The sequence below is a fragment of the Mycobacterium xenopi genome (genome assembly GCF_009936235.1).
In the GTDB taxonomy this organism is placed as follows: domain Bacteria; phylum Actinomycetota; class Actinomycetes; order Mycobacteriales; family Mycobacteriaceae; genus Mycobacterium; species Mycobacterium xenopi.
The window spans coordinates 1,464,422-1,483,692 of sequence record NZ_AP022314.1; the positions used below are offsets into that span (position 1 = coordinate 1,464,422).

At 66.2% G+C, this 19,271-nt stretch carries 16 protein-coding genes, 1 pseudogene and 1 riboswitch; of the genes and pseudogenes, 8 read left to right on the forward strand and 9 right to left on the reverse strand.

The window, feature by feature from the left end:
- Positions 1-119: 119 nt before the first annotated feature.
- The 3 genes from MYXE_RS06915 to MYXE_RS06925 are packed head-to-tail and all read right to left on the reverse strand — an operon-like array spanning position 120 to position 2,377.
- Positions 120-542, reverse strand: a complete 423-nt coding sequence (locus MYXE_RS06915; protein WP_003920481.1) for an archease — start codon at positions 540-542, stop codon at positions 120-122.
- On the reverse strand, positions 539-1,960 hold the full coding sequence (locus MYXE_RS06920) for an RtcB family protein (RefSeq protein WP_085197272.1): 1,422 nt from the start codon (positions 1,958-1,960) through the stop codon (positions 539-541). The genes MYXE_RS06915 and MYXE_RS06920 overlap by 4 nt, the downstream gene beginning before the upstream one ends.
- A 39-nt stretch (positions 1,961-1,999) precedes the next feature.
- Complete coding sequence (locus tag MYXE_RS06925) at positions 2,000-2,377, reverse strand: thiol-disulfide oxidoreductase DCC family protein (RefSeq protein ID WP_039889957.1); 378 nt, start codon at positions 2,375-2,377, stop codon at positions 2,000-2,002.
- Positions 2,378-2,515: 138 nt separating this feature from the next.
- Between MYXE_RS06925 and MYXE_RS06930 the strand changes: the two genes are divergently transcribed.
- Complete coding sequence (locus MYXE_RS06930) at positions 2,516-4,270, forward strand: DUF3556 domain-containing protein (RefSeq protein WP_003920478.1); 1,755 nt, start codon at positions 2,516-2,518, stop codon at positions 4,268-4,270.
- Between the two features lie 73 nt (positions 4,271-4,343).
- Here the strand turns inward: MYXE_RS06930 and metE are convergent, their stop codons facing one another.
- Positions 4,344-6,617, reverse strand: coding sequence for a 5-methyltetrahydropteroyltriglutamate--homocysteine S-methyltransferase (gene metE / locus MYXE_RS06935; RefSeq protein ID WP_039889965.1), 2,274 nt, complete (start codon positions 6,615-6,617; stop codon positions 4,344-4,346).
- A gap of 127 nt (positions 6,618-6,744) precedes the next feature.
- Positions 6,745-6,954: riboswitch (cobalamin riboswitch) on the reverse strand.
- A 152-nt stretch (positions 6,955-7,106) separates the two neighbouring features.
- On the opposite strand from metE, the gene MYXE_RS06940 reads away from it, so the two are divergent.
- Positions 7,107-8,255, forward strand: a complete 1,149-nt coding sequence (locus tag MYXE_RS06940; protein WP_003920476.1) for a thiolase family protein — start codon at positions 7,107-7,109, stop codon at positions 8,253-8,255.
- 35 nt (positions 8,256-8,290) lie between these two features.
- Entirely contained in the window at positions 8,291-9,037 is a 747-nt protein-coding gene (locus MYXE_RS06945; RefSeq protein WP_232061814.1) for an enoyl-CoA hydratase-related protein, read from the forward strand.
- Between the two features lie 11 nt (positions 9,038-9,048).
- Here the strand turns inward: MYXE_RS06945 and MYXE_RS06950 are convergent, their stop codons facing one another.
- The 3 genes from MYXE_RS06950 to MYXE_RS06960 are packed head-to-tail and all read right to left on the reverse strand — an operon-like array spanning position 9,049 to position 11,609.
- A complete protein-coding gene (locus MYXE_RS06950) occupies positions 9,049-10,062 on the reverse strand; it encodes an NAD(P)/FAD-dependent oxidoreductase (RefSeq protein ID WP_085197268.1) in 1,014 nt (337 codons plus the stop codon).
- Entirely contained in the window at positions 10,059-10,559 is a 501-nt protein-coding gene (locus tag MYXE_RS06955) for an isoprenylcysteine carboxyl methyltransferase family protein (RefSeq protein WP_003920473.1), read from the reverse strand. The genes MYXE_RS06950 and MYXE_RS06955 overlap by 4 nt, the downstream gene beginning before the upstream one ends.
- Positions 10,560-10,568: 9 nt before the next feature.
- Positions 10,569-11,609, reverse strand: coding sequence for a type III polyketide synthase (locus MYXE_RS06960; RefSeq protein WP_003920472.1), 1,041 nt, complete (start codon positions 11,607-11,609; stop codon positions 10,569-10,571).
- Between the two features lie 190 nt (positions 11,610-11,799).
- On the opposite strand from MYXE_RS06960, the gene MYXE_RS06965 reads away from it, so the two are divergent.
- Positions 11,800-12,939 carry an NAD(P)H-binding protein gene (locus MYXE_RS06965; RefSeq protein WP_085197266.1) on the forward strand — a complete coding sequence of 380 codons (1,140 nt, stop codon included), beginning with the start codon at positions 11,800-11,802 and terminating at the stop codon, positions 12,937-12,939.
- The gene (locus MYXE_RS06970) at positions 12,936-13,658 is read left to right on the forward strand and encodes a CPBP family intramembrane glutamic endopeptidase (protein WP_003920470.1); all 723 of its coding nucleotides are present in this window, start codon (positions 12,936-12,938) and stop codon (positions 13,656-13,658) included. The genes MYXE_RS06965 and MYXE_RS06970 overlap by 4 nt, the downstream gene beginning before the upstream one ends.
- Here the strand turns inward: MYXE_RS06970 and MYXE_RS06975 are convergent.
- Positions 13,655-14,473 carry an enoyl-CoA hydratase gene (locus MYXE_RS06975; protein ID WP_003920469.1) on the reverse strand — a complete coding sequence of 273 codons (819 nt, stop codon included), beginning with the start codon at positions 14,471-14,473 and terminating at the stop codon, positions 13,655-13,657. The two genes, MYXE_RS06970 and MYXE_RS06975, sit on opposite strands and share 4 nt — an antisense overlap.
- A gap of 90 nt (positions 14,474-14,563) precedes the next feature.
- Here MYXE_RS06975 and MYXE_RS06980 point away from each other — a divergent pair, with 90 nt between their 5' ends.
- Together MYXE_RS06980 and MYXE_RS06985 are read left to right on the forward strand one after the other, a co-directional pair.
- Positions 14,564-15,646 (forward strand): CaiB/BaiF CoA transferase family protein, encoded by a 1,083-nt coding sequence (locus MYXE_RS06980; RefSeq protein WP_003920467.1) that lies wholly within the window; start codon positions 14,564-14,566, stop codon positions 15,644-15,646.
- 55 nt (positions 15,647-15,701) lie between these two features.
- Positions 15,702-16,454 carry a 3-hydroxyacyl-CoA dehydrogenase gene (locus MYXE_RS06985; protein ID WP_003920465.1) on the forward strand — a complete coding sequence of 251 codons (753 nt, stop codon included), beginning with the start codon at positions 15,702-15,704 and terminating at the stop codon, positions 16,452-16,454.
- A 75-nt stretch (positions 16,455-16,529) separates the two neighbouring features.
- Here the strand turns inward: MYXE_RS06985 and MYXE_RS24950 are convergent, their stop codons facing one another.
- Positions 16,530-16,661, reverse strand: a complete 132-nt coding sequence (locus MYXE_RS24950) for a hypothetical protein (protein WP_003920464.1) — start codon at positions 16,659-16,661, stop codon at positions 16,530-16,532.
- 265 nt (positions 16,662-16,926) lie between these two features.
- Here MYXE_RS24950 and MYXE_RS23940 point away from each other — a divergent pair.
- Positions 16,927-19,271: pseudogene (locus MYXE_RS23940) on the forward strand (MMPL family transporter).

Below are 19,271 nucleotides of genomic sequence, written 5' to 3' on the forward strand. Positions count from 1 at the left end.
ACTTGTTGGTTGAGATGGTCACGGGCGTCGTCGGGACCATCAAACATCCGGTGGATAGGCCAGGCTGCTACCGGTGTTCTCGTCGACGACAACGCGTCCGCCCAGGTAGGGAAATCCGTCTACACATCGATCGTTGCGCGGCAACGCCATTCGTTGCCGCTATGGTTGAACTCGAGTCCAGACAACGCGACGGCCTTCGGTACCGCACCGATCAGCCTGACATCGCTCAGCGATGCCACGGGCATGGTCAGCCGCATCGTGTCCGAGTCGATGTTGACCTCGGCGCTGAGCGGCACAACGCCTTCGGTGTCTAGCAGGTAAATCAGCTCGTCGAGCGCCGCCACCAAGCGATCATCGTCGGTGGTAGCAGGCACTTCGGACGTGACGGTGCGCAACGGTGACGCTCGAGAGAAGTCGACGAAACTGCCCGCAAGCCCCATGACCGCCTCGGCCAGGCATATTTCGCGGCTTGGCCCCCAGGCCTCGACGACGATATCGGCCGGATGGGGTAGCGTGCGGTGCCCGCGGTCGGCTGCGGTCAACCCTTCACCACGCCCAGCGGTTCGAGTCGGGCCACCGTGCGACACAGGCCTGCTTGTTCTGCGACGGCGACGACCTCGGAGACGTCCTTGTAGGCCGCGGGAGCTTCTTCCACCAGACCCCGCCGCGACGCGCCCCTGACCAGAATCCCCTGCTGCCGCTCCAGCTGGTCGCGCAGCACCTTCTGGGATACCGAGCGGGCTGCTTGGTGGCGGCTGAGCTGTCGACCGGCACCGTGGCAGGTGGAGTGAAACGCACCGCCACCAGCGACCCCGGCCAACACATATGACGATGTTCCCATCGAGCCGGGAATCAGCACAGGCTGCCCGACGTCGGCCAAATCCGTTGGCAACTCCGGGTGTCCGGGAGGCAGTGCCCTGGTGGCTCCCTTGCGGTGCACACAAAGGTCGACCAGGTCGCCGGCGACGTCGTGCCGCTCGATCCGCGCGAGGTTGTGGGAGATGTCGTAGACCAGTTCAAGCCCGGTACCGGTGACCGACAAGAACACCTCGGACGCGGCCCGGCCGAGGATCTGCCGGTTGGCGCGGGCGTAATTCGCTGCCGCGTACATCGCTCCCAGGTAGCGGCGGCCTTCACCGGAATCGACAGGGACGCAGGCTAATTGCCGGTCGGGCACACGCACGCCATGACGCTGCATGGCGTGGTCCATGGCATGCACCTCGTCGGTGCAGATTTGGTGCCCAAGTCCCCGCGAACCGCAGTGGATCATCACGCAGACCTGGCCGGCGCGCAGCCCGAAAGCCTTGGCGACCGGCTCGTCGAGCACCTCGGCGACATGCTGGACTTCCAGGAAGTGATTCCCCGAACCCAGGCTGCCCAATTGGTGGCGTCCCCGCGCCCGCGCGCGTTCGCTGACCGCCGCGGGGTCGGCCTCCTCGAACACGCCGCCATCCTCACAGCGGTCCAAGTCGAGCTGGGACCCGTCGCCGTGCTCGACCACATACCGGGAACCGCCGCGCAGCACCTGGTCCAACTCCTCGTCGCTTACCGGTGCGCGCACGGCGCCCGGCCCTGCACCACGCGGAATCCGTTTGCTCAACCGGTCCATGACTAATTTGCCGACTTTGGCGAACTCGCCTCTCTCGAGGTCGGCCGACAGCATTCGCACCCCGCAGGAGATGTCGAATCCCACGCCGCCGGGAGAGATCACCCCGCCGGCGCGCACGTCGGTCGCCGCCACCCCGCCGATCGGGAAGCCGTAGCCCAAATGGATGTCGGGCATCGCGTAGGAAGCTTCGACGATGCCGGGCAGAGTCGCCACGTTTGCCACCTGCCGCAGCAAGGGCTCGCGATTGGTCTCGGGCAGCAGCGACCGCGACGCGAAGATCACGCCGGGCACCCGCATGCCCCCGGATGGGTCGATCCGGAACCGAAATGGGGTTTCCTGCACTAATTTCATTGCCACTCCAGACAGGCGGCTCATCGCTGACGGCGTCGGTCAGCAGGCGGCCGGATGTGACTCGCAGTACGGCGTGGTCCCGGGAAACCGGTAGCGATGCGCGGCCACCCACCGATAGACCGCGTCCTGGATAAACCGCACGCCCGCAATCCGGTATACCACCAGCGGCAACTTGGTGCCGATCGCGGCCGACAGTGCTGCGTTGACGGCCTCAGCACCGGAGTAGACCACTCCCGAAGAGTCCAGCCACCGCACCGAATCGAGTAGCTGTGACTGCGGGATGTTCAGCCGCTCCGCAGCTGATGGGCTTTGCAGCGGCTCGATCTGCACATTGCCGGTTCGATTGAGTTTCAGCGCGAGGTTCGCCGACCGCGTACACATTCCACAGGCGCCGTCAAAGAACAGGATGCCTGACACATGCCCATCCTTCACCTCGCGGCGTCACCTGCCAACAACGTGAAGGTGTGACTACGTTACGTAGTAGTCGATGCGTTCGACCGGCCGGCAACGCAAACCGGCACTCACACATCTAGAACACGTTCTAATCTGTGCCGCATGGGATTCTTCAAACCTGAGCTGCCGCAGATCGACATGACCGAGTGGAGCAAAGGCACGCGCAGCGAGAAGATCCGGCCGATGGCCAGGCACTGGGCCGAGGTGGGCTTCGGGACGCCGGTCGCGCTGCATCTGTTCTACGTCGTCAAAATTGGTCTCTACATTCTGGGCGGCGGGCTGTTCGCCGTGACCACGGCGGGACTGGGAGGGCTCGCTGGGATCACGACCGTCGGCTCATGGTGGTCGGAGCCGATCGTTTTCGAGAAGGTCGTGCTCTACACCATGCTGTTTGAGGTGGTCGGGCTGGGGTGCGGCTTCGGGCCGCTGAACAACCGGTTCTTCCCGCCGATGGGCTCGATCTTGTACTGGCTGCGCCCAGACACGATCCGGCTGCCGCCCTGGCCGGATCGAATCCCGTTGACCAAGGGCACCGCCCGAACCCCGGTCGACGTCGCGTTGTATGCGGCCCTGCTGACGATGTTGCTTCTGTCCTTGTTTTCCGACGGCACCGGCCCGGTTCCAGCGCTGCACACCGACATCGGGCTGCTCCCGGTGTGGCAGGTCTGGGTCATCCTCGGGCTGCTCACCGTGCTCGGGCTGCGCGACAAGGTGATTTTCTTGGCCGCACGGGGCGAGGTCTATGCGTCGCTGGCGGTGACGTTCTTGTTCCCCGCAGTGGACATGATCGTGGCTTCCAAAGTGGTGTTCGTCGTGATCTGGATGGGCGCGGCCACCTCCAAGCTCAACCACCACTTCCCGTTCGTGATTTCGACGATGATGTCGAACAATCCGCTGATTCGGGCAAAGTCGATGAAACGGGCCTTTTTCGAAAGTTTCCCCGACGACCTGCGACCCGGTCGCCTGTCGCGGATCGTCGCCCATGGCGGCACCACTGTGGAGATGTGTGTGCCGGTGGTGTTGTTCTTCGCGCACGGCGGCTGGTTGACCGCGGTGGCCGCCGCCGTGATGGTGTGCTTTCACTTGGCGATCCTGACCGCGATTCCGATGGGAGTGCCCCTGGAGTGGAATGTCTTCATGATTTACGGGATCGGAGCACTCTTCGTTGCCTATGCCGATCTGGGGCTAGCTGACCTGAAACATCCTGTGCCGGTGGCGATCTTGTTCGCCGTCTTGGCCGGCATCGTGATTGCCGGCAACCTGTTCCCGCGCAAGATCTCGTTCTTGCCCGGCATGCGCTATTACGCGGGCAACTGGGATACCACGCTGTGGTGCGTCAAACCGTCGGCGGACGAGAAGATCAGTCGCGGGCTGGTGGCCATCGCGAGCATGCCGGCGGCCCAGCTGGAACGCTTCTACGGCAAGGACCGCGCGCAGATCCCGATGTATCTCGGATACGCCTTCCGCGCGATGAATACCCACGGCCGAGCCTTGTTCACGCTGGCGCACCGGGCTATGGCCGGGCAGAACGAGGACGACTACGTCATCACCGACGGCGAACGAATCTGCTCCACTGCCATCGGCTGGAATTTCGGCGACGGCCACATGCACAACGAACAACTGATCACCGCGATGCAGGAGCGCTGCCACTTCGAGCCCGGTGAGGTGCGCGTCGTGCTGCTCGACGCGCAACCCATCCACCGGCAAACCCAGGAGTACCGGTTAGTCGACGCAGCGACAGGCGAATTCGAGCGCGGCTATGTGCAGGTGGCTGACATGGTCACCCGGCAACCGTGGGACGACACCGTGCCGGTGCACGTGTACGAGCATCAAGGGCTGGACTCGCGCCGAGCGTGAAACTGTTGCAGCGACCCCTTGAGTCTGAGGCGTCTTTTACCGCAACAGTTTCACATTCGGCGAACTATTCCGGCTAGGCGACTTCTGCGCGCACCTTGGCCGCTGCCGCGACCATGTTCTGCAGCGACGCCGTGACCTCCTCGACGGTGCGGGTCTTCAGCCCACAGTCCGGATTGACCCAAAGACGCTCAGCGGGAACAGCTCTCAACGCCGCACGCAGCGAATTGGCGATCTCCTCGGTGCCGGGCACCCGCGGGGAATGGATATCGTAGACGCCCGGTCCCACGCTGTTGGCAAAGCCGGCAGCATTCAGGTCGTCGAGCACCTCCATGTGCGAGCGAGCCGCCTCGATCAGCGTGGCATCGGCGTCCAATTCGCTGATAGCGCCGATGATTTCACCAAACTCCGAATAACACAGATGGGTTTGGATATGCGTTGAGTCGGAGACCCCGGAGGTGGCCAACCGGAACGCGCCTACCGCCCATTGCAGGTAGGAATCTTGCTCGGCGCGGCGCAGCGGTAGCAGCTCTCGCAGCGCCGGTTCGTCGACCTGGATGATCGCGATACCGGCCGATTGCAGATCGACGGTCTCGTCGCGGATCGCCAGCGCGATCTGGTAGGCGGTGTCGGCCAGCGGCTGGTCGTCGCGCACAAACGACCACGCCAAGATCGTCACCGGCCCGGTCAACATGCCCTTGACCGGCTTGTCGGTCAGCGACTGCGCGTAGGTGATCCACTCGACCGTCATCGGATGCGGCCTTGACACGTCCCCGTAGAGAATCGGCGGGCGCACACAGCGGGTGCCGTAGGACTGCACCCAGCCGTTGTCGGTGGCGGCGAAACCGTCTAGCTGCTCGGCGAAGTACTGCACCATGTCGTTGCGTTCGGGTTCGCCGTGGACCAAGACGTCGAGGCCCAGCCGCTCCTGCAGCGCGATCACGTCGGCGATCTCGGCCTTCATCCGCCGCACGTACTCCGCCTCGTCGATCTCGCCCGAACGGAAAGCGGCACGCGCCTTACGGATCGCCGGGGTCTGCGGGAAGGAGCCGATCGTGGTCGTCGGCAGCGGCGGCAGGTGTAGCCGCGCTTTCTGCATTTCGCGGCGCTCGGCGGCATTGCCACGTTTGGCGCCAGAAGCCAGGATCGAGTCGATGCGGGCCCGGATCTGCTCGTTGCGCAGCCGCGGATCCGAACGGCGCGACGCTACCGCCGCATTGGAGGCCGCGATCTCGTCGGCCACCGCATCGCGTCCGTCCCGCAAGGCCCGCGCCAGCGTAACCACTTCGTGCACTTTCTCGGCGCCGAAGGCCAACCAGCTGCGCAGGTTGTCGTCCAACCCGGTTTCAGCGGCCAGCGTGTAGGGCACGTGCAGCGTCGAGCACGACGTCGAGACCGCCAGCGTGCCAACCGAACCCAGCAGAGTGGCCAGCCTGCTCAGCGCGGCTTCCAGGTCGGTGCGCCACACGTTGCGGCCGTCGACGATCCCGGCCACCAGGACCTTGCCGGCCAACTCCGGCACCGAGGCGACGGCAGTGCCCGCACCGGCGACCAAGTCGACGCCGATCGCCTCGACCGGTGTGCGGGCCAACGCAGCCAGGGCATCGCCTGGATCCCCGAAGTAGGTGGCGACATGGATTGCCGGGCGTTTGGCCACCGAACCCAGCGCGCTATACACCCGCTCGGCCAGCGCCGGCGCGTCGGCGCTGATGTCGGTCACCAGGACGGGCTCGTCGAACTGTACCCAGGCCGCGCCGACGTCGGCCAGTTGCGACAGCAGCTCGGAATACACCGGGACCAGCTCGTCGATGCGCCCGATCGGTGCGCCCCCGCCGTCCACCGCTTTGCTCAGCAGCAGGAAGGTGATCGGACCGACGATCACCGGACGCGCCGGAATACCTTGCTGCAAAGCTTCTTTCAGCTCGGCAACCACCTTGGCCGGGTTCAGCCTGAACCGGGTGCCGGGCGAAATCTCGGGAACAAGGTAGTGGTAGTTGGTGTCGAACCACTTCGTCATCTCCAGCGGCGCGATGTCCTCGGTCCCGCGCGCGGCGGCGAAGTAACGGTCCAGGTCGTCGTGCACCGTCTGCACCCGTGCGGGCAGCGCACCGACCATGACCGCGGTGTCGAGCATCTGGTCGTAGTAGGAGAAGGTGTTGACCGGCACCGAATCCAGGCCCGCCGCCGCCAATTGCGACCAGGTGTCGCGGCGCAGCGTCGCCGCGACGGACTCCAGCTCGGCTCGGCTGGTCCGTCCGGCCCAATATCCTTCGGTGGCGCGTTTGAGTTCGCGGCGCGGGCCGATGCGGGGTGCGCCGGTGATGGTGGCGGTAAACGGTTGAGCGGTCACTGTTCGTCCTTCACTCGCGACGGGGTGGTCACCGCCCGCGGACGCGCAGCCGATCAGGTCGCGGCGCATGCACTGCAACCGTTACGGCCAGGCGCCCATTCCACGAGGCGATGAGCCGCCGGACGCGGCGCATCCGGCACAACCGGCAGGTTTTCGGACTCGCAGGCGCGCACCGGCGGTGCTCCTAATGGCCGTCGCTTCCCAGTCGGGCGACCAGTGCTGATGACGGCGGTCGTTCCTGCATACCGCTGCGGGACAGTCCCGGATTCTCACCGGGTTCCCTCTCGCGAGGCAGAATCAAGCTGCCTCGCTCGATGCCGACATTGCCGGCAAACCAGCTGCGTAATCGAGGGTACTAGCCGGTCGCCAGCGCTTCGGCACCGGGGACGTCGCCGTCGCGGGGCAGGCGCCGCCGCCGTACCCCCGCGGTGAACCGCCCAACGGGTTGGTCAACAATCGAGGCACAACCTCATGTGAAGGAGATAGGTCATGGCTGAAGCCGTCATCGTCGAGGCAGTGCGCTCACCGATCGGCAAGCGCAACGGTGGGCTATCCGGCGTGCATCCCGCCGAGCTGTCCGCGCAGGTGCTCAACGGGCTGGTCGAGCGGGCGGGGATCGATCCCGAGATCGTCGACGACGTGATCTGGGGGTGCGTGATGCAGGCCGGGGAGCAGGCGCTCGACATCGCCCGCACTGCGTTGCTGACGGCGGGCTGGCCGGAAACCGTGCCCGGTGTCACCGTCGACCGCCAGTGTGGATCCAGCCAGCAGTCGATCCACTTCGCGGCCGCGGGCGTGGTCGCCGGTCACTACGACGTCGTCGTGGCCGGCGGTGTGGAGTCGATGTCGAGGGTGCCGATGGGCTCGTCATTGGCCAACGGCGGCAGGCCGTTCCCCGACGCTTTCCTGAGCCGCTACAACGGCGCGATCCCCAACCAGGGCATCGGCGCCGAGATGATCGCCGAGCAGTGGGGATTCGACCGCACCATGCTCGACGAGTTCTCCCTCGGCTCTCACGAGAAAGCTGCTGCCGCACAGGATTCCGGTGCGTTTGATGACCAGATCGTCGCGATCAAGGACCCGGACGGCAACGTGGTGCTCAAGGACGAGGGCATCCGCCGAGGAACGACGATCGAAAAGATGGCCGAGCTCAAGCCGGCCTTCAAAGAAGACGGTGTGATCCACGCCGGCAACTCCAGCCAGATCTCCGATGGGGCCGCGGCGGTGTTGTTCATGTCGGCGGAGAAGGCGAAGGCGTTGGGGCTCAAGCCGATCGCCAAAGTACACACTGCGACGCTGGCCGGCGCCAACCCGGTGATCATGCTCACCGCGCCGATCCCGGCCACCCAGAAGGCCCTGAAGAAATCCGGCCTGAGCCTGGACGACATCGGGACCTACGAGGTCAACGAGGCGTTCGCGCCCGTGCCGCTGGCCTGGCTGCGCGACATCGGCGCCGACGAGAAGAAACTCAACCCCAACGGCGGCGCTATCGCGCTGGGCCATCCGCTCGGTGGCTCGGGGGCACGTATCATGACCACGCTGCTCTACCACATGCGAGACAAGGGAATTCGCTACGGCCTGCAAACGATGTGCGAGGGCGGCGGACAGGCCAACGCCACCATCGTGGAGTTGCTGTGAGCGTCGCCGCGCTCGTCGAGCGACACGGCAACGTCATGGTCATCACGATCAACCGTCCCGAGGCCCGCAACGCCGTCAACGCCGCGGTCGGCACCGCCGTCGGCGACGCCCTCGAACAGGCACAACACGATCCTGAGATCAGGGCGGTGGTGATCACCGGCGCCGGCGACAAATCATTTTGTGCCGGAGCCGATCTCAAGGCGATCTCGCGGCGGGAAAACCTCTATCACCCTGATCATCCGGAGTGGGCATTCGCCGGTTACGTGCGTCACTTCATCGACAAGCCGACGATCGCCGCGGTCAACGGCACCGCGTTGGGCGGCGGCACTGAGTTGGCGCTGGCCAGCGATCTCGTCGTCGCGGAGGAACGGGCGAAGTTCGGTCTGCCGGAGGTCAAGGTCGGACTGATCGCCGGCGCCGGTGGCGTGTTCCGCATCGTGCACCAGCTGCCCCGCAAGGTCGCACTGGAGATGCTGCTGACCGGTGAGCCGATCAGCGCCGCCGAGGCGCTCAAGTGGGGTCTGATCAACCAGGTCGTTCCCGACGGCACAGTGCTAGAAGCCGCCTTGGCGCTGGCCGAGCGGGTCACCGTCAACGCGCCGCTGTCGGTGCAGGCCAGCAAGCGGATCGCCTACGGGGCCGATGACGGCGTCATCCCCGACGAGGAGCCGTGCTGGGCCCGCACTCAGCGCGAGTTCCGTGCACTATTGAAGTCCGAGGACGCCAAGGAAGGGCCTCTGGCGTTTGCCGAGAAACGCCAACCGGTCTGGAAGGCGCGCTGACGCAGTTCATTTCACTGCGCGAGGGCATTCACTACCCGACCGAAAACGCCGGGTAGCAGCGCGCACGCAGGCACGATGGCGCGCCGGGCCGGGCGGGGCGCACTGGCCAGCACCAGCCCGCGGGTCAGCAGCCGGTAGTTGCGGGTAATCCGCCGCCATGCCCTCTCATACGACCACGGGTCGTCATTGACGATGGCGGTCACGGCGGCCGCCGCTTGCCTGACGGCCAGGCTGATGCCCTCCCCGGTCAATGCGTCCTCGTATCCGGCTGCATCTCCCACCAACAACACTCGTCCGGCGACGCGGCGGGACACCACTTGACGCAGGGGCCCGCAGCCGCGGGCTGGCCCAGGCTGCGCGCCGCGCAAAAGGCTTGCCAGCCAAGGGAACCACGCCAGGTCGGGTCGATGCCGGGACAGGACTGCCACACCGACCAGGTCCGGTTCGACCGGTGTCACATACGCTTCACCCCAGGGTGACCAATGCACCTCGACGAGCTCCGACCAGACCGGCACGCGAAAGTGCCAGCGTACGCCGTAGCGCCGTGGCGTTCCGGCCACTGCGGTGATTCCCGCGGCCCGTCGGATCGGCGAATGCAGTCCGTCGGCTCCTACTAGCCATTTAGCGCGGACACCACCAGCGGCGACCCCGCATGCATCTTGCTCGACGGCGGTGACACGTGTCCGGATCCATTCGGCGTCTTGTTCTTTGGCGCGCGCCGCCAACGCGGCATGTAAGGTGGTGCGCCGCACGCCGCGGCCTGATCCGCTGCGGAACAACGCCTCTGCACGGCGCTGCTCGGTGACGTAGGCGATCCCGCGGAACGGCAGGCCAGCCGGGTCGACGCCCAGCGCCGTCAGCGCGGCCAGGCCGCCGGGCATCAGGCCCTCGCCGCATGCTTTGTCGATCGGGCTTTCTCGCGGCTCTGCGACGATAACCGAAAGCCCTTGGGCGCGCGCGTGTAACGCTGTGGCGAGGCCGGCCGGGCCGCCGCCGACCACCAGCAGATCAGCGTCATACGTCATGTGTAGCCCAGCGCCGCGTTCTCGACCCGGATACGTACCCTGAGCAACACGGCGTTGGCCAGTGTGAATGCGGACGCGGTCAACCACGCGGTGTGCACCAGCGGCAACGCCAGACCTTCAGCCACCACGGCCACGTAGTTGGGGTGGCGAAGCCAGCGATACGGACCGCGTCGGACCAGTGGGGCTTGCGGCACAACGATCACCAGGGTGTTCCAGCGCCGGCCCAGCGTTGTGACGCACCACCAGCGAAGGGCCTGGCTCAGCCCGACCACGCCGAGCGCCGGCCAGCCTAGCCACCCGATAAAGGGGCGATGCAGCAACCAAACCTCGACGACGCAGCCGAGCAGCAGCGCACTGTGCAGGGTGACCATCGCCGGATAGTGGTTGTGGCCGAACTCTTTTCCACCGTGAGCAAAAGCCCACCGCGCGTTGCGCTTGGATACGGTCAGCTCCACCAGGCGTTCGATGCCGACCAACAGGATCAGCAGGTAGTACACGGCCCAGGCCTACCAGCCGAGCAGGACGAGTTCCGAGCAGAACGCTGGCCCCATCGCGATCATCAGCCCGATAGAACCTGGCGGTGGCGGATCGGCCATGGTTGCGCGAAGCACGTCCAGCACCGACACTGACGAGAGATTGCCGTTGTCGCGCAACGACTTGCGGGTATGGTCCAGCGCGTTCGGGGGAAGGTCCAACACGTTTTCGACCGCCTCGATCACCCGTGGCCCACCCGGGTGGCACACCCAGGTCGATACGTCCGCGATGGTGAGCCCGTGGTCGGCGAGGAAGTTGCGGACATCTTCGGCGAGGTACTTCTCGGTGACGGTCGCGACTTCCACCGACAACACGATCTGGAATCCGTCACTGCCGATGCGCCAGCCCATGACGTCTTCGGTCTCCGGATAGATCCGGCTGCGCGTGGCTAAGACTCGGGGCCCGACCTGCTTTCGTTCGGCTCCGGTCGCGACCACCGCCGCAGCGCCGTCGCCGAACAGGCTGGACGCGACCAAGTTCGCTACCGAACGGTCCTGGCGCTGAATGGTCAGCGTGCACAGTTCGATGGCTAGCAGTGCGGCGACATGATCGGGGAACGCCCGCAGGTAGTCGTTCATGCGCGCGATTCCGGTGGCACCGGCGACACAACCCAGACCGAACAGCGGCACCCGTTTGACGTCGGGTCGCAAGCCGATTCGCGTGGCCAGCCGCGCCTCTAACGTCGGCACCGCGAGTCCGGTAACCGTGGTCGAAAAGATGATGTCGATGTCGACCGGTTTGACCTTGGCGGCATCGAAGGCCGACAGCAACGTGCGCTCACCGAGCTCGAGCGCGATCTCGATGAACGCGTCATTCGCCTCGGTAAATCCGCTCAGCTGGGCGTACCGCGACAGTGGCAATGCGTGGTGGCGGGCCTGAACCCCGCTGCTGGTGGTGAATCGGTAAAACTCCGGGCCGGCGAAACCCGCTAGTGTCGCGACGATCTCGTCTTGGCTGTGCCGGTGTGGCGGGAAGTCGACGGTAACCGCTGCGAGCGAAGGACTTGCCGGCATGTTGGCTCTCGGTGATTGCCGGCGAGGAGTCACCGAACCCATCCCGTCATGGTATCGAGGTAGGAGGTGTCCATATAGGAGTGACGGGCGCGCGTCGCGGCCAGTTCAATCCGAGGGCGTTTTGTCCACCGCCGGCCGGGCCGAACGGAATCCGCCACCGCCACCGGCCGTCGTCGCTAGGTTGGACGGTGTGCGGATTCTGGTGACCGGTGCCACTGGCTACATCGGGTCACGTCTTGTTACTGCGCTCCTTGCTGAAGGCCACGAAGTGGTCGCCGCCACCCGAAATCCGGCTCGTCTTCGTCGGCTGGGGTGGGTTGACGACGTCGCGCCGGTGGTGCTTGACGCATCCGATCCCGCATCGGCTCGTCACGCGTTCGCCGAGTGCGGGCCCGTCGACGTCGTGTATTACCTGGTGCACGCGATCGGCGAACCCGGATTCCGGGAGGTTGACCAAGCCGCGGCCGCCAACGTCGCGACCGCGGCCAGGGAAGCGGGTGTGCGTCGCATCGTCTATCTGGGCGGCTTCGTACCCGACGGCGACGATCTCTCCGAGCATCTGGCCAGCCGCGCCGAGGTGGCCGATGCGCTGACCGTGGAGGGGGGCCCCGAATTGGTATGGCTGGGAGCCGCGATGATCCTCGGTGCCGGGTCGACGTCGTTCGAGATGCTGCGCTACGTCGGCGACCGGTTCCCGATAATGCCGATGCCGGCCTGGATGGATAACCCGATTGACCCGATTTCGATCCGCGACGTGCTCTACTACCTGGTCGCTGCGGCCGGTTCTGAACAAGTAGCGGCCGGCGCCTATGACATCTGCGGTCCCGACACCACGTCCTACCGTGAATTGCTCAAGACGTATGCACGCATCGCCGGAAAATGGCACACGGGCCTGCCGGTCTGGGGTGTCGACACCGCGGTGGCGTCGCGATTGACCGCGGTGGCGCTGCCGGTTCCCGACGGGCTAGCCGCGGATCTGGTGGAGTCGCTGGCCCACCCGATGCTTGCCGCCGGTACCGGGCTGCGCGATCGGGTTCCCGACCCGCCCGGCGGCTTGCTGGCCGTCGACGCCGCGATCGGGCTGGCGTTGTCCAGTCCGCCGCCGCGGCCTGTCAACGCATTGGTTGATCCGCACCACCTCGCCGACAGCGACCCGGTGTGGGCTGGTGGCGACGCTCTGCGCCTCCGGCAGGTGGCGCGCGCGGTGACACCGCGCATTGCGCATCCGACGCTGGGGTTGGTGAACACCGTCCCGGGGCCGCTGGCGGGTGCGCTGCGAACCGGCCTCGACCTATTGATCACTCTCACGCCGAAGGTGCGCTCCGCATGACCGACCTGAACACCCGACCCGCCAGCAGCGCGCTGGACGAAATCCGTCGCGCCATCACCAATGTCGCTGTGCCACACCATGAACCGCCTTCGGTGGTGCGCCGTCGGCGCGTCGTGGTCGCGGTGGTTTTGGTGCTCGGCGCGGTGATGCTCGGCCTGTCGATGAGTCGCCATCCGGGCGAGGCAAGCTTTTACTGGCTGACCGCGGCATTGGCGGCGCTGTGGGTGATCGGGGCCTTCGCCTCCGGCCCGCTGCATCTGGGTGGCATTTGCTGGCGGGGCCGCAATCAGCGCCCGGTGATCAGCGGCGCGACCGTTGGCCTGTTGCTGGGGGGCGTGTTCGTAGCGGGCGGGGTAATCGCTCGCGAAATTCCGGCAGTGTCGGAGTTGATCACTCGAGTGCTGCAATTCGCCGACCAGGGTTCCTGGCGGTTGACCCTGTCCATCGCGTTGCTAGGGGCGATCGCCGAGGAGCTGTTTTACCGCGGCGCGCTCTACACCGCGCTGGGCCGCCGCCATCCGACCCTTGTTTCGACCTTCTTGTACGTCGCCGTCACCCTGGCCAGCCAGAATCTGATGCTCGGCTTCGCCGCGGTCGTGTTGGGCACGGTGTGCGCCTGGGAGCGCCGCGCGACGGGCGGGGTGCTGGCGCCGATACTGACCCACTTCGTGTGGAGTCTGGTCGTGCTGCTGGCACTGCCGCCGCTGTTCGGGTTTTAGACGCTGTCGGTGAAGGTCGGTGTGCGACGCTGCTGGAAAGCTGTTGCGCCCTCGATGAAGTCGGGTGATTTCAGCAGTACTGTCTGCCCCCGCAATTCTCGGTCGAGCGCGGCGTCGAGTTCGGTGAGGGTGGCTGCGTTGATGGCGTCTTTGGTCTTGGCGAATGCGACCGCGGGCCCGGACAGGAGCGTGCAGACTACTTTGTCGACCTCGGCGTCGAACTGGTCGGCGGGGTAGACGGCGCTGACCAGACCGGCCGCCAGCGCGTCGGCGGCCGGTAATCGCTCGGCGAGCAGCGCCATCCGCATGGCCTGGGTCCGGCCGATCGACGCGGCGACCAGCGCCGACGCACCGCCGTCCGGCATCAGGCCGACTTTGGTAAATGCGAGCATGAAAAACGCTGCGTCCGAAGCTAGTACGAGATCACATGCGAGAGCCAGTGATACCCCGACTCCGGCGGCGGGACCCTGTACGACGGCCACCACCGGTCGTGGCAGCGCCGTGATCGCCCGCACCGCGCGGTTGGCTTCCTCGATGATCTCGGTGCCCGGACCGCCGCTGCCTGACACGTCTTCGGCGCTCATCCCGGCACCGGAACAAAAGCCGCGGCCCGCTCCGCCCAGGCGGACCACCTTGACTCGCGAATCAGTGGCCGCGCGCTCCATCGCGTCGGCGATCCCGGCCAGCACCGGCGTGGTCAGCGAATTGAGGCTGTCGGGGCGATCGATAATCACCGACAGCACCCCGTCGGCGAGTGTGACGGACAGGCCTGCGACTGGTGTTAGCTCGTCGATCCCAGAGTTGATGGCGGTCATGGCCATCACCTTAGGTGACTTGAGATGACCGGGATGCGCGGCCATCGGGGGCGGCTGCGAAGATGCCACTGGGTAGAAGGAGGTCGCGAGATGGCTGGACCGCTAACGGGTCTGCGGGTGATCGAGCTGGCCGGCATCGGGCCGGGCCCGCATGCTGCGATGATTCTTGGTGACCTGGGGGCTGACGTCGTGCGCGTTGAACGGCCCACCGCGGCCAGCGGGCCGGTCCGCGACGCGATGCTGCGTAACCGCCGCTTCGTCACCGCCGACCTCAAGTCCGATGAGGGCCGCGAGTTGGTGCTGCGGCTGGTCGCGAAGGCCGACGTGCTGATCGAGGGTTATCGCCCGGGTGTCACCGAGCGGCTGGGCCTGGGCCCCGATGACTGCGCGCGGGTCAACGATCGACTGATTTATGCCCGGATGACGGGCTGGGGTCAGACGGGCCCCCGCAGCCAGCAGGCCGGTCATGACATAAACTACATCTCGCTCAACGGTGTGCTGCATGCGATCGGCCGGGCGGGGCAGCGACCGGTGCCGCCGCTGAATCTGGTCGGCGACTTTGGTGGCGGGTCGATGTTCTTGCTGGTCGGCATTCTGGCGGCGCTGTGGGAGCGGCAGGCTTCCGGCAAGGGTCAGGTCATCGACGCCGCGATGATCGACGGGTCGTCGGTGCTGATCCAGATGATGTGGGCGATGCGGGCGATGGGCATGTGGTCCGACGAGCGCGGTACCAACATGCTCGACGGCGGCGCGCCCTACTACGACACCTACGAATGCGCCGACGGCCGCTATGTCGCGGTGGGCGCGATCGAGCCGCAGTTCTACGCCGAACTGCTCAAGGGCCTGGGCTTGGACGACGCCGACTTACCCGGGCAGAACGACCGCAGCCGTTGGCCGGAACTGCGGACCCGGATCGCCGAGGTGATCGGCTCCAAAGATCGCGACCACTGGGCCACGGTGTTTGCCGATTCCGACGCCTGTGTGACGCCGGTGCTGTCGTTCGGCGAAGTCGAGACCGAGCCGCACATCACCGCCCGTCGCACCTTCTACCAGGCGGACGGCGGGCTGCAGCCGGCGCCTGCGCCGCGGTTTTCCCGGACGGTGCCAGACCAGCCCCGGCCAGCGGGCCCGCCGGGGTCTGACACCGAAGCGGTACTGGCCGACTGGGTATAGTCCGCGACCGATTGGTAGACCGAAAGCGCGTGACCGGCCACAAGAAAGGAACCGTGTGGAGATCAAAGACGCCGTAGCACTGGTCACCGGTGGTGCGTCGGGACTGGGACTGGCCACCACCAAATGCTTCCTTGACCTCGGCGCACAGGTGGTGGTGCTGGACCTCAGAGGTGAGGAAGTCGTGCGTGAGCTCGGGGAGCGCGCGCGATTCGCCCCGGCCGACGTCACCGACGAGAAAGCGGTGACGTCGGCGCTCGACATCGCTGAGTCCCTGGGGCCACTGCGCATCGTGGTCAACTGCGCCGGCACCGGCAACGCGATTCGGGTGCTGGGCAAGGATGGCGTCTTCCCGCTCGACGCGTTCCGAAAGGTCGTGGACGTCAACCTGATTGGCACGTTCAACGTGCTCCGACTGGGCGCTGAACGGATCGCGAAAACCGAGCCGGTCGGCGAGGAGCGCGGTGTGATCATCAATACCGCGTCGGTGGCGGCGTTCGACGGCCAGATCGGTCAGGCCGCCTACTCGGCGTCGAAGGGCGGCGTGGTCGGCATGACGCTGCCGATCGCCCGCGATCTGGCCAGCAAGGCCATCCGGGTGGTCACCATCGCGCCCGGGCTCTTCGATACCCCGCTGCTGGCCGGTCTGCCCGAGCCGGCCAAAGAATCGCTCGGCAAGCAGGTGCCGCACCCCAGCCGGCTGGGCAGGCCGGAGGAGTATGGCGCACTGGCCGTGCACATCGTCGAGAATCCGATGCTCAACGGCGAGGTCATCCGCCTGGACGGCGCCATCCGCATGGCGCCGCGATAACGCGGGAACGACTGGAAGCGGAAACGACTAGATCGTGGACGCGGCCCTTGCCCGGGCGCGTCCGGCGAGGGCGGCTCAGCTCGCGGTGGGCAGCGGCTGCCAGTCGTCGAGCTGCTCGGAGGTCTCACCCTCTACCAACATGTCGCCGTGGTAGAGAGCCTCGAAGTCAGCTTTGATGACGTCGGCACTCGAGTCGTCGATCCACATGCCTCGAGCGTATTGGTCACCATTAAGGAATCGGTGAGTCACGGTTCGGAAAACGTTGGCAATCTTACCGCCGGGTAGGGTCGACACGGCTTGGCCGCTGAACTGGTTGGGCGGTCCATTCGTGTCAAGACGAGCGGTGGCTGACGGGTGCCGTTGACACCCTTGACTTATCGCTGATAAGTTACCGCGGATATCGGATGGCGGGCGGCGCGACGATGTCGAGGGCCGAAAACCCCGACCGATGTCGGCGGTGGAAGGACCCGACGTGTTAGAGGGACTCGCCCGATTCGCCCTCGCCGCGCCACGGCGAATCATCGGCGTCGCTGCCCTGACCTTGGTTGCCGCCGCGATCTTCGGCCTCCCGGTCACCAAAACGCTGTCGGCCGGCGGGTTCCAGGATCCGACGTCGGAATCGGCACAGGCCATCCGGCTGTTGACCGACAAGTTTGGGCAGAGCGACCAAAAGCTGCTCATCGTGGTAAGCGCACCCGCCGGAGCGGATAGCCCGCAAGCCCGCCGCATCGGCACCGACATCGTGGGCGAGCTGCAGGGCTCGCCATACGTGTTCAACGTGTCCTCGGCGTGGACGTCGCCACCGCCGGCCGCGGCTGGGCTGGTCACCAAAGACGGCAAGTCGGGATTGATCGTCGCGAACCTCAAGGGTGGGGAGAACAACGCGCAAAAGTACGCCAAGGCGCTGGCTGACCAGGTGGTGCGCGGAATTCCCGGTCGAGACGGCGTGACCATCCGCGTCGGCGGCGTGGCGATGGTCTACGCCCAGATCAACCAGCAGAACGAGCGTGACCTGCTGCTGATGGAATCGATTGCCATCCCGCTGAGCTTCGTTGTGCTGGTGTGGGTCTTCGGTGGGCTGCTGGCGGCAGCGCTGCCGGTGATGCTGGGCGGATTGGCCATTGTCGGATCGATGTCGGTGCTGCGACTGATTTCGGTTACCACCGACGTGTCGACGTACGCGCTGAACCTGAGCACTGCGATGGGCCTGGCGCTGGCGATCGACTACACCCTGCTGATCATCAGCCGCTACCGCGACGAGCTGGGCGACGGTGCGCCGCCGGACCAGGCCTTGATCCGCACCATGGCCACGGCCGGGCGCACCGTGCTGTTTTCGGCGACCACCGTCGCGTTGTCGATGGCGGTGATGGTGGTGTTCCCGATGTACTTCCTGAAGTCGTTCGCCTACGCCGGCATCGCCACCGTGGCATTCGTGGCGGTGGCGGCGATCGTGGTGACCCCGGCTGCGATCGTGCTGTTAGGGCCGCGCCTGGATGCGCTGGACGTGCGCCGGCTGATGCGTCGGGTGCTGCGCCGGGCCGATCCGGCCCGCAAACCGGTGGAGCAGCTGTTCTGGTATCGCTCAACGAAATTCGTGATGCGCCGCGCGGTGCCGATCGGTGTGGCGGTGGTCGCGCTGCTCGTGCTGGCCGGGACGCCGTTTCTCGGTGTGAAGTGGGGGTTTCCCGACGATCGGGTGCTGCCGCGGTCGGCCTCGGCGCACCAAGTCGGTGACCAGTTACGCAACGATTTCGCCGACGACTCGGCGACCTCCGTGCCCGTCGTGATCCCAGACGCTCAAGGCCTGCGCCCCGGTGATGTCGAACGCTACGCCGCCGATCTGTCACGGGTGCCGGATGTGTCGGCGGTCACCGCCCCGACCGGAACGTTCGTTGCCGGCAAGCGCGTCGGACCGCCCGCCGCGGCCGCCGGATTCGCTGATGGCAGCGCGTTTTTGACGGTCGCCAGCACCGCGCCTCTGTTCTCACAAGCCTCGAACACCCAGCTGGACCGGCTGCACGCCGTGGCCGGGCCGCCGGTCGGCCCGTGCAGCTGGCCGGGCTGGCGCAGATCAACTATGACAGTGTCAACGCCCTGGTGACCCGACTGCCGCTGGTGTTGGGTTTGATCGCCGTCATCAGTTTCGTGCTGCTGTTTCTGCTCACCGGCAGCGTGGTGTTACCGCTCAAGGCGCTGGTGCTCAACGTGTTGTCGCTGACCGCGACGTTCGGGGCGCTGGCCTGGATTTTCCAGGACGGCCACCTGGGAGCGCTCGGGACGACGCCCAGCGGCACGCTGGAGGTCAACATGCCGTTGTTGATGTTCTGTGTGGCGTTCGGCCTGTCGATGGACTACGAGGTGTTTTTGGTTTCACGGATCCGCGAGTACTGGCTGCGGTCCGATCGCAGCCGGGCGGGCAACGACGAGAGCGTGGCGCTCGGGGTGGCGCGCACCGGCCGGGTGATCACGGCGGCGGCGCTGGTGATGTCGATATCGTTCGCAGGGTTGATCGCTGCCCAGGTGTCGTTTATGCGCATGTTCGGGGTCGGACTGATGCTCGCCGTGCTGGTGGACGCCACCTTGGTGCGGATGGTGCTGGTTCCGGCGTTCATGCACATTGTGGGCCGGTGGAACTGGTGGGCGCCCACACCGCTGCAATGGTTCCACGACCGGTTCGGCATCAGCGAATCCGCGGCCGCGAAACAGACGCCGCCAGCCGCTTTGCGAGCGGGGCGGCATCGCCGCGCCGACGTCGCGGCGGCCGACACGAACGGGAATGGGCAACGTTTTCGCGCATCGGTGAGGGACAGTGGTTAA

Excerpts from the sequence above, each read along its gene's own strand:
- MYXE_RS06960 (WP_003920472.1), bottom strand. The coding sequence starts at position 11,609 with ATGCCGGCAAGTCCTTCGCTCGCAGCGGTTACCGTCGACTTCCCGCCA.
- MYXE_RS06970 (WP_003920470.1), top strand. The coding sequence starts at position 12,936 with ATGACCGACCTGAACACCCGACCCGCCAGCAGCGCGCTGGACGAAATC.
- MYXE_RS06920 (WP_085197272.1), bottom strand. The coding sequence starts at position 1,960 with ATGAAATTAGTGCAGGAAACCCCATTTCGGTTCCGGATCGACCCATCC.
- MYXE_RS06940 (WP_003920476.1), top strand. The coding sequence starts at position 7,107 with ATGGCTGAAGCCGTCATCGTCGAGGCAGTGCGCTCACCGATCGGCAAG.
- MYXE_RS06945 (WP_232061814.1), top strand. The coding sequence starts at position 8,291 with ATGGTCATCACGATCAACCGTCCCGAGGCCCGCAACGCCGTCAACGCC.
- MYXE_RS06975 (WP_003920469.1), bottom strand. The coding sequence starts at position 14,473 with ATGACCGCCATCAACTCTGGGATCGACGAGCTAACACCAGTCGCAGGC.
- MYXE_RS06930 (WP_003920478.1), top strand. The coding sequence starts at position 2,516 with ATGGGATTCTTCAAACCTGAGCTGCCGCAGATCGACATGACCGAGTGG.
- MYXE_RS24950 (WP_003920464.1), bottom strand. The coding sequence starts at position 16,661 with ATGTGGATCGACGACTCGAGTGCCGACGTCATCAAAGCTGACTTCGAG.
- MYXE_RS06980 (WP_003920467.1), top strand. The coding sequence starts at position 14,564 with ATGGCTGGACCGCTAACGGGTCTGCGGGTGATCGAGCTGGCCGGCATC.
- MYXE_RS06950 (WP_085197268.1), bottom strand. The coding sequence starts at position 10,062 with ATGACGTATGACGCTGATCTGCTGGTGGTCGGCGGCGGCCCGGCCGGC.